The organism is Moritella sp. (genome assembly GCF_033791185.1).
Classification (GTDB): domain Bacteria; phylum Pseudomonadota; class Gammaproteobacteria; order Enterobacterales; family Moritellaceae; genus Moritella.
Window position 1 is genome coordinate 1 of the sequence record NZ_JASJHF010000270.1, and the last position, 12,177, is coordinate 12,177.

9 protein-coding genes are annotated in these 12,177 nt (G+C 42.9%); 6 read left to right on the top strand and 3 right to left on the bottom strand.

Going from position 1 to position 12,177, the window contains the following annotated elements:
* The first annotated feature begins 26 nt into the window (after window positions 1-26).
* The 3 genes from QNK26_RS15320 to QNK26_RS15330 all read left to right on the top strand — a co-directional run bounded on the left by QNK26_RS15320 (window position 27) and on the right by QNK26_RS15330 (window position 4,096).
* Window positions 27-923 carry a LysR family transcriptional regulator gene (locus QNK26_RS15320; protein ID WP_319224668.1) on the top strand — a complete coding sequence of 299 codons (897 nt, stop codon included), beginning with the start codon at window positions 27-29 and terminating at the stop codon, window positions 921-923.
* Window positions 924-1,090: 167 nt separating this feature from the next.
* Entirely contained in the window at window positions 1,091-2,542 is a 1,452-nt protein-coding gene (locus QNK26_RS15325; RefSeq protein WP_319224671.1) for a DUF1254 domain-containing protein, read from the top strand.
* Between the two features lie 21 nt (window positions 2,543-2,563).
* Window positions 2,564-4,096 (top strand): sulfatase-like hydrolase/transferase, encoded by a 1,533-nt coding sequence (locus tag QNK26_RS15330; protein ID WP_319224674.1) that lies wholly within the window; start codon window positions 2,564-2,566, stop codon window positions 4,094-4,096.
* A 24-nt stretch (window positions 4,097-4,120) separates the two neighbouring features.
* Here QNK26_RS15330 and QNK26_RS15335 read toward each other — a convergent pair whose 3' ends face one another.
* Together QNK26_RS15335 and QNK26_RS15340 are read right to left on the bottom strand one after the other, a co-directional pair.
* Complete coding sequence (locus QNK26_RS15335) at window positions 4,121-4,726, bottom strand: 3'-5' exonuclease (RefSeq protein ID WP_319224676.1); 606 nt, start codon at window positions 4,724-4,726, stop codon at window positions 4,121-4,123.
* 113 nt (window positions 4,727-4,839) lie between these two features.
* Window positions 4,840-5,004: a DUF1214 domain-containing protein gene (locus QNK26_RS15340; RefSeq protein WP_319224679.1), complete on the bottom strand. Its 165-nt coding sequence runs from the start codon at window positions 5,002-5,004 to the stop codon at window positions 4,840-4,842.
* A 220-nt stretch (window positions 5,005-5,224) separates the two neighbouring features.
* On the opposite strand from QNK26_RS15340, the gene QNK26_RS15345 reads away from it, so the two are divergent.
* Window positions 5,225-6,373, top strand: coding sequence for an anaerobic sulfatase maturase (locus QNK26_RS15345; protein ID WP_319224681.1), 1,149 nt, complete (start codon window positions 5,225-5,227; stop codon window positions 6,371-6,373).
* Window positions 6,374-6,484: 111 nt separating this feature from the next.
* On the opposite strand, the gene QNK26_RS15350 is transcribed toward QNK26_RS15345, so the two are convergent.
* Window positions 6,485-9,589 (bottom strand): ABC transporter transmembrane domain-containing protein, encoded by a 3,105-nt coding sequence (locus QNK26_RS15350; protein WP_319224683.1) that lies wholly within the window; start codon window positions 9,587-9,589, stop codon window positions 6,485-6,487.
* 439 nt (window positions 9,590-10,028) lie between these two features.
* Between QNK26_RS15350 and QNK26_RS15355 the strand changes: the two genes are divergently transcribed.
* Both QNK26_RS15355 and QNK26_RS15360 read left to right on the top strand, forming a co-directional pair.
* Complete coding sequence (locus QNK26_RS15355) at window positions 10,029-11,141, top strand: NADH:flavin oxidoreductase (protein WP_319224686.1); 1,113 nt, start codon at window positions 10,029-10,031, stop codon at window positions 11,139-11,141.
* 352 nt (window positions 11,142-11,493) lie between these two features.
* Window positions 11,494-11,772, top strand: a complete 279-nt coding sequence (locus QNK26_RS15360) for a hypothetical protein (RefSeq protein WP_319224689.1) — start codon at window positions 11,494-11,496, stop codon at window positions 11,770-11,772.
* The last annotated feature ends 405 nt before the right edge of the window (window positions 11,773-12,177 follow it).

A 12,177-nucleotide genomic window follows, 5' to 3' on the forward strand; every position in this document is an offset into this window, starting at 1 on the left:
AATGAAATTTAGCAAACGGTATTCATATGCGTAAAGATCTCAATTTATTAAGGGTATTATTGGTTTTAAATGAGACTAGACAGACAGTGCTAGCAGCTAAACAGTTAAACGTAAGTCAGCCTACTATTAGTGTGATGCTACGAAAACTAAGAGAGCAATTTAATGACCAGTTATTTATTCGTGAACAAAACAAACTAGAACCAACGCCAAAATGTTTGTTATTACTTACCCAGGTCCCCGGATTACTGGATCAAGTTGAGGCTTTGTATACTGACGTTAGTGAATGGAACATCGAAGATTTAAACACCGAAATTTATTTGATGTTTCCACCGTCGTTGATGACATTATTGGCGGCACCGCTAATCAATAAGCTCACCACTCTCGCACCCAATATAACCATTGATTGTTATCAGTGGGGAGAAACAGGCGTCCATTCATTAGAGACAAAAGCCAACTCCTGGGGCGTTTGTTATTTACCTTTGGAAACCAATAAAAATATCTACCAAAAAAACATCGGTGAAGATCGCTTTGCTTTACTGATGAGAAAAGGGCACCCACTAAAATCAAATCAACTCGCGGATGTATTAGAGTATCCCATTTGTATCAATACGATCCCTGGCTATATCGAGCCATCAAAAGCGGAAATGCTGGTTAAGAAATATGCTTTAGATAAGCGTATTAATGTCCGAACGAGTGATATGAGCATGATGTTAAAGTTGGTGAGTGAGACGGATTACATCGGCGTGTTAACTGAAAAATATGCGAAAATATTACCGGATAACTACCGCTCTGAATTATTACCGCCGGAGTTATATAAAGATACTTTCCGCAGAGAGCTTTGTTTGTTAACACATCAACGTAACAAAAATGATCCTTTAACTGCATGGCTCTATACCGAAATTAAAAACAGTTTTGATAGCTGACAATATATTTTCCCAGCCGTTATTTCATTAGTGCCAAGATATATACCCATGACTTCCTTCCTTAGCTATTCCTCTTGTTTACATCGCCTTTATTAAAATAGTTAATACAGGCTATTACCCATTTTTTCTCCTGTTTCGAATACTATAAAAAAAAAGGAGAAAACACTATGATCAACAATAACATTCGCACCATAACATTAGCTGTTGTTTTAGCGCTAGGTACCTGTGGGACTGTGTATGCAAGTGCGCAAGCCAATAAAAGTGCTCAAGCCAATACTCAGCCAAGTCAGTCAGAGATGATGCAGCAGACCACTAATGCGCTTAATGCTGAAGCGTATCATTTAGGGTTAAATGCTTATATGTGGGGTTCGACACTCGTTAGAATGGAGCACGTTGCCCGCCAATATACTGATATGTCACAGCCGCAAAGCGATACCAGCTATCGCGCGCCACTGAATGAATTTGGACATGCCCGCCGCTTGAGTTCACCTGCAGATACGGATATGCCAACGCCTAACAGAGACACCCTGTATTCAAGTGCCATTCTGGATCTATCACAACAACCAATGGTTTTATCGGTACCCTCAGTGACCGATCGTTACTATGTAATCGATATGTTTGATATGTGGCACAACCTATTTCAATATGTTGGTACGCGTGAAACAGGCTCGTTAGCTAAAGAGTTTTTGATTGTGCCTCCTGGTTGGACCGGAGAAGTGCCAAGGAACACGATCTTGGTTGAAGCACCGACCACGAAAGTGTGGTTATGGGGCCGGACTCAGGTATTAGGCCAAGATGACTATGAGCCCGTTCACGCTGTTCAAGATCAGTATCAATTGACGCCACTGAGTGAATATTTAGGCGCTGCAGCTGTGGCGAATACAACGCCGCTATCGCCAATCGGCAACAATGATGCAGACCCATTAACATTCTTTGCTGAGCTTGGTCGGTACCTACAAGACAATCCTGTTGAAGAGCGTCAGAAAGCCTTGTTGGGGCAATTTGCAAAAATCGGTTTAACCGAAAACGGTTTCGATCGCAGTAAGTTAAGTCCCGCCATGCAGAAAGAGCTGGTTAAAGCAATCGAGCAGGGCAAGCATATCGTTAATGCTCAAGTTGCAAATCCTAATACCTTAGGGGTGAAAGACGGTTGGTATTATGCCTTTTCGTTAGACAACTTTGCTGATGATAACGCGCTACGCTCACTGATCGCAGGCCCTTATTTAGGCGGTCAAGGTGCGAAAGAAGCTATCTATCCGATCACTTATACCGACAGTGAGAACCAGCCTTTAAATGGTCAGCAAAGCTATCAGATCACTTTTGAGCAGGAGCCTCCGGTTGGAGCATTTTGGTCGGTTACCGTCTATGACGCCAACAGCAAATTGCTGGTGGATAACCCCATTAATCGCCACAGCGTGAATAATCTGACTGACCTGACGAAGAACAGTGACGGTTCGTTTGAACTCTATTTTCAACATGAAAAGCCTGAAGGTAACAAAGCGGCCAACTGGCTGCCAACCCCCGAGGGTGATTTTTATGTACTGACGCGTCTTTATAATCCGTCAAAAGAAATCTTGGAAATGAAATGGACGGTTCCAGCGATTAAAACCACCCAGTAGAGCTATTTAGGGAAACGAATTATGAAGAAATTAAACAAATCCTTACTCGCCTTGGCCATTATGTCGGCGAGTTCCGCGAGTGTGGCTGGTGAGCAACCCAATATTGTCGCCATCATGCTTGACGATGTAAGTCCGATGGATATCTCTGCTTATCACCGTGGCCTTGGCGCAGTTAAAACACCAAACATCGACCGCATAGCTGAACAAGGCATGATGATCAGTGATTACTATGCCCAGGGGAGTTCGACTGCGGGTCGTTCAGCCTTCATTACTGGCCAATATCCATTCCGTACCGGGTTAACCTCGGTCGGTCAGCCTGGTTCATCGCTTGGTTTGCAAAAAGAAGATCCAACCCTCGCAGAAATGTTGAAAGACAAGGGTTATGCAACGGTGCATGTGGGTAAGAGCCATTTAGGTGACAATAATAGCCATCTGCCTACTGTGCATGGTTTTGACGAGTTCTTTGGTTTCCTTTATCACCTCAACGTGATGGAACAACCTGAGCAGCCTGAATTCCCTAAAGATCCCAACTTTACTGGCCGAGCACGTAACGTACTGCACACCGTCGCCACCGATAAAGTGGATAAGAGCACAGACCCAAGATTTGGCATGGTCGGTAAGCAAACCATAACCGACAAAGGCACATTAGGTGCCGAACGCATGAAGACTATTGACGGTGAGTTTTTGGATTTCGCGACTAACTGGTTAGATAAGCATGAAGCGCAACATGACGAACAGCCGTACTTCATGTGGTACAACCCGACACGCATGCATCAAAAAACGCATGTTCGTGAGGCATACCAAGGCGCTAGTCAGACCACCACTTACTACGATGGCATGATCGAGCTCGATGACCAAATTGGTGTGCTACTCGACAAGCTAGAAGCCGAGGGTGAGATGGACAATACCATTATTCTGTTTACTTCAGATAATGGCGTGAACTTAGATCATTGGCCTGATGGCGGTGCAGCTTCATTCCGCGGTCAAAAAGGCACAACTTGGGATGGCGGTTTCCGTGTACCTATGCTTGTTAGCTGGCCTGCTCAGATCCCACAAGGTGGATACACAGATGGTTTCATGACGTCTGAAGACTGGGTGCCAACCCTGATGGCTGCAGCTGGTGAGCCCAATATTAAAGAGCAATTACTTGAAGGTAAGAAGTTCAACGGTATTGAGTATAACGTGCATATCGATGGTTACAATCAGCTAGATATGTTGACCAAGAATGCACCGAGTCTGCGTCATGAGTTCTTCTACTACAACGAGCAAGATCTTAATGCATTCCGTGTTGATGAATGGAAGATCCACTTAAAGACTAAAACTGAATGGAAAGAACCAGCAAAACAGTGGCCGCTTGGCATGCTGATTAACATCAAAGCGGATCCCTATGAGCGTAGTCCGGAAACTTACGGCTGGTTCTTGTGGATGAAAGAGAAAACATGGGCTGTTCCACAACTGCAAAGAGAAGCAGCTAAGTACCAGAAGTCGTTGATGGCATACCCTCCAAGACAAAAAGCGGGTGGTATTGGTATCGCAGATAAATCTGTTAAGTAGTCTCTCTCTGAGTCAATTCTGGCGCTAACAAGGTGCGGTTATGCCGCACTTTTTTTTGTTCATTTCAAGTTCAATACATAGCGCTGCATACGCATCATTTGCGGCATACTTCAGCTGATGTTCTTGGAGCGGGAAAGCTGACCAATTAGACTGTTGAGCGCTTTTTGATAAACGCTGCTTTAATAACATGGCAACCGCCGCTCTGATACCGATGCGTTGCTTTTCGCCTGAATACTTTTTCACCTTGACCGATAAGTCTTGTGTATTGACTAAGTTGATCCCGAATTTGTTTTTCAGGATCTTCTTATCTCCGGCCAGACCAAAACCAACTTTCTTTATCTTCGGGTCTCTCAATATTTGATCTAATGATGCCATTATGGATAAGAATCGAGTCGGGAACAAAAAAGCCGTTGATTGGTTTGAAAGTTGAACCAGATGAGGGCCGGTATTCACTTCGCCTTTGGTGAAACATGGTTTACTTTCAGTATCAAACCCGAGGCATGTACTCTGTTTTAGTTCAGCTATCGCTTGTTGCGCAGTTTCTATATCTTGCACAACTACAACGTTATCAAGACTGATACCTGTAAATAACGGTAATGCCCGAATTTGCTCTTTCGTTGGACGATGCAAACGATTTTCCCATTGATGAAGAATAAATTAGCAGGGATTATGAATAGAAAAACTTGATAACACAAATGTTCGCGCTATCAAGTTTAATAGTTAACTCTTTATTCGTCAGTAAATCATTGCACTTTACTGACTTGAGGCAGGGGATACTTGTTGTCTAATACTGCTTGAGTTGGCTCATACAAACGCATATGCAGGTAAAAATCATCCGCAGGGGCCGGTAACCAATTACAGGCTTCATCCGCAGGTTTAGTGTGCTGAATACAGATAGGTAAAGACACATCTTAAAACTAAACCGAAAACAAAAGGTAAATAGCCACTATTACAATAGTTAATACACAGACTTGTTAATTTAAGCTGCTGTTTTGTATTGATTTTTAATCTCGGTCGTCGAGGTCGGTTTAATGCGCGGCATTGTAATGATGCTGGCCATATTGAACAAGTTCGGTGATGGTAGTATCGTTATTAATAAGTGAAAGATTGATGTTTTTGAGAGGCTTTATGACTGAATTATCCCTACCTTATAGCTTATTTATTAAAGCTGAAAGTGCGAAGTGTAACCTAGACTGTTCGTACTGTTATTATCTGGCCAATGAAACGGCCAAGCTTGAATCTATGTCAGAAACCTTGATGGCGTCGATTGTAAAAAATCATATTGGATCTCAGCCAAATCAGTTCAAACAAGCCGACTTTGTGTGGCATGGTGGAGAACCTATGTTGCGCGGGTTAGACTTTTATCAACAGGCTGTCACGCAGCAGAATTTAGTCAAAGGCGACAACACAATTCGCAATACATTACAAACCCACGGCACTTTAATTAACGAACGTTGGGCGAAGTTTTTCTCTGAGAATAACTTCATGCTCGGCATCAGTATTGATGGACCTAATTTGTTAAACGATATTGCTCGCATCGATAAAAATGGTAAGTCCTCTTTCGAGCGTACCATGCGCGGTATTCACCATCTTAACAAGCATAATGTCGAGTTTAATACCCTTACCGTGGTGAACAACCGAACCTATAAACATGGCAAACAAATTTATACCTTTTTAAAAGATAACGGCAGTGGTTACATGCAGTTTCAACCTTGTATTGACTATGCACTTGATCGACGCTCTGACTATGATTGGTCGCTAGAGGGTAAACAGTGGGGTGAATTCTTGTGTGCTGTCTTTGATGAATGGAGTAATCATGACGTTGGTGAGGTTTATGTGCAATTTTTTGAAAATTGCCTGATGATCTTAATGGGTCAGCAAAGCCAAATGTGCCATCACAGTGATACGTGTGGCCAGCAACTGATGGTTGAATCAACGGGTGAAACATATAGTTGCGATCATTATGGTTATGACGAGTATCAACTTGGTAATGCCAAGCAAGATAGCTTTGCGGTATTAGTTAACTCGCAGGTGCAGCGTCAATTTGGTGAAGATAAATTTAATGATCTTAACGATAAATGCCGACGCTGTGATTTTTTGCCTATGTGTAATGGCGGTTGCCCAAAAAACCGGATTGATAAAACCTTAAATGGGCAGAATTTAAACCTGCTTTGTGAAGGGTATGAAACATTCTTTCGGCATGCATTACCTAAGCTACTAAAAATGACTGATGCGATGAAGCAGGGATATTCACCACGTTATTTTTCGGTTTTTTAAAGTAGCCGTTTGCGCTGTCGCTATCAATGCCAATCACGAATATAACCGGCTCATAACGGTTATATTCGTCAGTATCGTACAGCGTGATTGAGAATAAAGCACCGGCAATGCTTAGCCCTGTTCCTGTTCCTGTTTATCTAACTCGGTGAAATCGACCCCATGTTTAATAGCCAATGCCCGTGTTGCCCGCAGACTTGCGGCAGTCTCTGACAAATGGCTTGCAACTGAACGCAATAAGCTTGCCGCCACCATCGCGTCATTTTCGATCACCGCCAATAACTCGGTGGCGCCAATGCGCAGAAATACGCTGTCTTCTAGCGCAATTAAATCTAACAGACGTGGTGAGTTATGGATGACGGCCAAATCGCCGATCAATCGTCCCGGTGCAATTTCTGATACCAAGTGTTTCTCGCCTGCACTTTTTGGCCAATATAATCCTGCTAACCCCTTCACACACAGATAGGAAGCATCTGCTTCTTGTCCAGCATTAAAAATCTCTTGCCCCGATTTTACTTTGTACCATTGCGCACTAAAGGCGAGTAGGCGCTGTTGTTTTCGATCCAGTCCTGAAAATAATTCGGCCTGCGCCACTGCGCGTAATTTGCGGTTCAAATCCTGACGCGCATCTTCATCTTGCAGATCATCTTGACGCGCAATACCATCAATACGCCCATCCACGATCTCGACGAACAAATCGTAACACTCTGGACTGTAGAATTGGTTTTCAATGAAAATTTTCGTGGTGTCTGGCATCAAGTCACTAATACGTTCGCGCGTCAAAGCGCGGGCATCACTATCGTGGCTAGCCAATGCATTGCGCAGGATCAGAATATCAGGTTTCTTGATCCCCGCACGACTGAACGCTAGGCGCTCCCTGAAAACAGCAGGCAGGTTTTCTCCTCCCTGAGTCGTCGTCACATCATATAAGGATTGCGCGACTAACCTCCTTAGACCATGTTCCTTCAGGACATCAACAACAGTATCTTCAATCAAGGCTTCACGGGCACCGGCCAAACTTGAAATTCGTCCGAAAATGGCATTACCAAGCACCGACATCACCGGAAAATAACACTGTGGGTCAATTGGCTTAAACAAGCCATCCAATTTTTCCAGCATATCTGCAGCGCTCTTCATGCGTATTTGCACGATCCGTGCTTTGAATTTGTCAGTGAAAGCTGGCCCAATCTGCTCGGCAGAAAATGCAAAGGGTACGGTCAGCATCAATGCGAAATCTTCGGCCGACAAGCCACTTTCGCCAACTAAGCGTCTTTTGGCGACGATCACTCTCAGGCGATGATAAAGATCTTCATCCATGTTCAAACGGCGAAACAAGGGATGGTCGGTACCATCAGTACCAAACGTTTCTGTCAGGCCTTCGATTACATTGGCTGACATTCGAGCGAGATATTCTGCAATGCCTTCGTCTTGCAACATCTGTACAAAATTATCTTCTTGTGACAAGGTCACTTGGGTCAGCTTTTTGGTGGGAACTGCATAAAGCAGGTTGCTACCCAAGGGGGATACCGGATTAAATTGCTCAGGGTGAAAGGTATGTACAATATCATCCAGTCCCGCTTGTGCTAACCGCTTCGCTATTTCGGGCCGTAACAGAACAATCGCAGCTACTAGCTCTTGTTGAGCGTCTGGATCAAGGCGAGAACGTAACCCCTTACGCACCATGAAGTCGTCGGTACCCATTGCTTCAAGTAACTGAAACCACCAGTCTTTGATCTCATCACATGATTGAAATCCGGCTATTTGAGGGGTTATCCACTCAGATTCAAAAGGATCGATACTGTTGCCAGCACGTGCCGATTCTTGTTGCCAATCGGTTATCCCAACCGCTGTATCTGCGTCAATAACGGGCTCAAAATTAAAAGGCATAAATAGGTTTTCACCTAGTGTGCCTTGAAAAATATGTGGTTTGGAACTGGCATAGCCGATGCGATTGGCGACCACTGTTTGATGCAAATCATTCATCGCATGTCCGGCTATCCGCACGCTTCCTCGTTGGGGAATCACCTCGCGGGTTAATATATCGGCAAATGCAAGTGCCGCGGCCTCATTATTTGTCTTGATTGCAACGCGCGCGCCTTTTGGAATGGTCAAGCTGATATCTTCCAGCACCGCATGCCCATCTTCATCGCACACCGTCACTCGGTTTAGTTCGATGTCTCCATACAGGCTGGTCTGCGTATCAGGCTCACCATCAAACAAGGCATCTTTCACCAGCGTGTTTGGCGCGAAACGTTCGATTACCACCTGCCAACGCAGTGCCATATCTTGGGTCTGGTTGTAATAACTCAGCAACTCTTTCCAAGGTGATGACAAGTCTTTATAGGCAGCGAGCGCTGCAACCAGCGCCCCGACCGTTATTTCACCTTGGATGGCTAAGTAACCACCAACAGAGTAGAAAAAGAACGGGGTCAATTGATTGATGAAATTGTTCAAAAATTTCATGAAAAATTTCTTTTGATAAATCTCGAAGCGAATGCCGAATAGATTCCCAAGACGATTAGAAAACAATGACAGTCTGTGACGCATTCCGCCATTCATACGTATATCGCCGACACCAGCTGCAGTCTCGCCAATATCCGCGGCTAATTTGCGCACTTCTTGTATTCTGGATTTATTTAACAAGTTAATCTGGCGCTGTAATTTGGGGATTATCCATGCCTGTAACGGGATCAAGGCGATGGACGCTACCCCAAACCAGAAACTCTGGGCAAACAGAAAGGTAAGAATAGTCAACATCTGGCCGGCCTGAAACACTGGTTGTGACACCATATCGCCCATCAATGACCCCATGGGTTCAGCTTCAGATGTCACCATCGACACTAACTCACCTTGGCTGGTGGTGCGGAAATACGAGCGTGGAAATCTTAAAATACGGGTGACAAGTTGAAAGCGAAATCGTCGTAATAATCGCTCTGCCAACACACCTTTCATGGTGTTTAGTCGCATTTTCAACAGTCCATTGGCCAATACTGCCAATAGAAAACCAATACAAAGTACCATCAAAAACTGCGTCTGAGTTAATATCATACCCAGCATAGAAACGTCTTCTCCGGTCCCCCCAATGGCATCGTTGATAATGCGTTTAGGTAACTCCAGCGAAACGTACAGAATAGGGAAGGTGAGGAGCGTGACAGCGGTTAGAGCCAACTGATTTATTTTTGAATATTTCCAGATAAACTGAAAAATGCTCTTTTCCATGTTGCAGGTTCCTCTTGCTTGGCTTGCTGTAAAAGTGTTTTATTTTAAGTGCTTAATTGTATTGCTGTCAGCGCACGTGCTACATGCGTGTGATATATGGCGGATCTTTTTCAAATCAATATCTTATCACTAAATCTTGGTTTTATTTTATGCTCTTTTAGTTATAGTGTCGTGTGATCTATTAAGCAATTTTATTATTTATGGTGTTGTTGGCAAATGTTAACACATAAGATTTTTAGTTGATGGTTTATGATCTAGATGACACTAGCTTAATCCAGATTAAGGAATCTTATCTATATTGCCAGTAATATTTACCATTGCTGATTACACATAGCAAGAATGGACAAAAAAGAGCAGCCATGCGCAAGTAGGGGTGTTCTTTTTTTGTCCTTTAATCATGCTGATGAGTAATATAAAACGATTTTTAAGAGGATTGAACTTGAGTACTTTGTATACAGAAACCCGTATTGGCAACATGACATTAAAAAATCGATTTATTCGAAGTGCTACGTGGGAAAATATGGCGACAGAAGATGGCCATATGACGGATAAGCTATACGCTATCTACGAAGAACTCGCTCAAGGTGAAGTCGGTCTAATTGTAACGGGTTATGCAAATATTGTAGCAGAAGAGAAGCCCAATGCTGGCATGATGGGCATGTACGATGATACCTTTATTGGTGAGTACCAAAAGCTCACCGAGTTGGTACACCAGCATGATTCTAAAATCGTCATGCAACTTGCCTACGGTGGCACAAAAACCACTCACAACGTCGGTGAAAGGGTGATCTATGCGCCGAGTGCGGTGTGCGAAAAAGGCACACAAACATTAGGCAAAGCGATGACCAAGGATGAAATAGACTACATCGTTCAGGCATTTGCTCAAGCAAGTCGAAGAGCCCAAGATTCAGGGTTTGATGGTGTTGAAATACACGCGGCACATACCTATTTAATCAATCAGTTCTTGAGCCCATATTACAACCGCAGAGAAGATCAATATGGTGGCAGCCTAGATAATCGAATGCGGTTATTATTAGAGATCTATGCTGAGATAAGAAAGCTGGTCGGTGATGAGTATCCGGTATTAGTTAAATTGACTGCTTCTGAGTTTTTTGACGGGGGCTTGACCTTCGCTGAAACACGACTGATTTGCAAAAAATTAGCCGCGATTGGCGTGGATGCAATCATTATCTCTGGCAATATCCATGGTAAGGCTAACACTATGATTGGCGAGTCTTTTGATGGATATACCATTCAACAAGAAGGCTATTTCCATGAATATGGGCATGTGATTAGTGAAGAGGTGGATGTTCCGGTTATTACCGTTGGCGGATTAACGGATATTGATGCGATAGAAGAGATTGCCCATAAAACCAATATTCAATACTTTGCTCTCTCAAGACCTTTATTGTCGGAACCGTCGTTAATTAAGCGTTGGAAAGAAGGCAACAGAGCGCCTGTTGAATGTGAACGATGTTCAAAATGTCGCACTAGACGCGGCAATTTCTGCGTGGTTAATAAAGACAGAAAATCGCAGTTAGCTAAGTTATAAAATAAGCACTCATATACCTCAGTTCAGTGTAGGGTCAGCAAATCATTGCTGGCTCATTTGGCCCCAAAGTGTAGATCTTTAACTCACTCACAATATGTACATATCCATTTGGCATACATTTTATCATGCAAAATTTACCTACTGAGTTGATCATATTTATGCATAATGGTAATTGTGAAATTGGATGGTTTTATGCAGTGTTATTGGTATTTTTCAGTTGTTCGTTATCCTTTGTAGCAGTGAATTAATTTTACAAATCGAGACGTCCTGCAACACAAATGTTAAGTTTAATCATTCATAATCTACAATTAATTGCTCATGTACAGATTTATTGGAAAATAGGGAGTTTGAAATGATAAGACTGTTAGTCCTTTTTATTGTTATCCTAATTGCATGGATACTCTTTGGAATGTTGGGCAGAAAGGCAACATTAGAGGAAGCAAGAACAATAGGTCTTCAAGAGGCAAGAACCCACATAGATAACCCTATATTGTTAGAGGATTACACCGTAGCTAAAGGCCTCGCTAAAGAGGCGCTAGATTCTTTAATAGAGGAAGGTAGAATCCCTTCCTATCACTGGCGTCAGTACACATATATTGAAAATCGTGAACTGGTTGTTGCTAACAAATAGACTTTTAAAAAATCAATAAATCCCTGGAACTTTACAGGGAGAAATACTCGATGTTAATTTAGCCATAAGCATGTTATGGCTTCTGTTTAGCCCTTTCTATTTCCCTACAAAATATAATGATATTACTATCAGCTAATACAATGACTCTAAGCTATTTATGCCCCAAAATGAGTTAGTGCGATTGCCCAATTGAAATATGTTCATTTCGGTTTGCCATAGATTTTCTAATTTCACATGATTGGCAAAATTAATCTTAAACGGTGGCCAAATTCACTGTTTCACTACAGTTTGATGTAAGTAGCTACATCAAACAAGGTATGTTTACAGAACTATCTAATGAAATATGCTTAAAGTTGGTTGAAGTTGATAGTTCAAGTATGGGTATCTGTTGGCCAAATGGTCAAG